This is a genomic window from Streptomyces sp. WM6386 (genome assembly GCF_000972385.1).
Classification (GTDB): Bacteria; Actinomycetota; Actinomycetes; order Streptomycetales; family Streptomycetaceae; genus Streptomyces.
On record NZ_JXTE01000464.1, the window covers coordinates 1 to 479 of the forward strand.

Annotated in this window: 1 protein-coding gene; it reads left to right on the forward strand. The window is 64.1% G+C overall.

Annotated elements, in window-relative coordinates:
* The first annotated feature begins 59 nt into the window (after positions 1-59).
* Positions 60-221 (forward strand): response regulator transcription factor, encoded by a 162-nt coding sequence (locus TN53_RS46455; RefSeq protein ID WP_234441863.1) that lies wholly within the window; start codon positions 60-62, stop codon positions 219-221.
* The last annotated feature ends 258 nt before the right edge of the window (positions 222-479 follow it).

The window sequence follows — 479 nt, forward strand, 5'->3', positions numbered from 1 at the left end:
CAGGGCCGAGCCGGGGGATTGGGGGGAGCCGGTCCGGGCCTCCATCCCAAAAAGACCAGGTGGCCCCGGCAGGGATACGGGGAGCCACCAATCGGGAAGCAGCATCCGCACTGTTTCTTAGTGCGAAGACAGTTGAGTTCCACCTTGGCCACGTGTACCACAAACTCGGCGTCCGCAACCGGACCGAACTCGCCCATCAATACCTTGCGTTGGAAGACTGAAGTGGTGCCGTACGGAGTGATCACCGTCCCGATCCGTGGCGCAGCAACGCTTTGGCGTCCTGCATCGGGGGACCGGGCGCGAGCAGCCTTGGTCTGCACGGACCCAGGGGGATGTGGAGGACTTGCCCGGGCCATGCGTGGTTGCAGTGTCCTGGCCGCGGTGGTCGACAAGTCATTCGCGCCAACCGGTAAAGCCGGGTCCGTTGCGGTGGATTGCATGTTGGTCGTAGCCGGTCAGGAAGGCCGTCAGAGTGGGGA